The sequence below is a fragment of the Streptomyces sp. NRRL S-1022 genome, assembly GCF_000720135.1.
Classification (GTDB): domain Bacteria; phylum Actinomycetota; class Actinomycetes; order Streptomycetales; family Streptomycetaceae; genus Streptomyces.
In genome coordinates, this window is record NZ_JOIU01000131.1 from 1 (window position 1) to 414 (window position 414).

The 414-nt window shown below is 73.2% G+C and carries 1 protein-coding gene; it reads right to left on the reverse strand.

What is annotated here, in order from left to right; translation table 11 throughout:
• Positions 1 to 414: ketoacyl-synthetase C-terminal extension domain-containing protein (locus IG05_RS43230; RefSeq protein WP_037815940.1), on the reverse strand; the 414-nt coding region annotated here is incomplete at both ends.

Genomic DNA, 414 nt, shown 5'->3' on the forward strand with positions numbered 1-414 from the left:
CCGGTGCTCGAACACGGTGCGGGCAGCCAGGGCACCGCCGACCGCCGCCCGGGTCACCTCGGGATGCACGGCGGTGAAGGCGCCCAGCCTGCGCGCCTGTTCCCGCAACGCCACCTCGGACCTGGCCGACAGCGGCCACGGCACCACCCCACCCGCGGACCCCGTCGGCACCCCGACCGGCTCCTCGGCAGCCGCCTCGATCACCACATGCGCGTTCGTACCGCTGATGCCGAACGCCGAGATGCCCGCGCGACGCAGGTGGCCGTTGTCGGGCCAGGGCCGGGCCTCGGTGAGCAGCCGGATGTTCCCGGACTCCCAGTCGACGTGCGAGGTCGGCGCGTCGACATGCAGCGTCGGCGGCAACTGCCCGTGCCGCATCGCCATCACCATCTTGATCACACCAGCCACACCGGC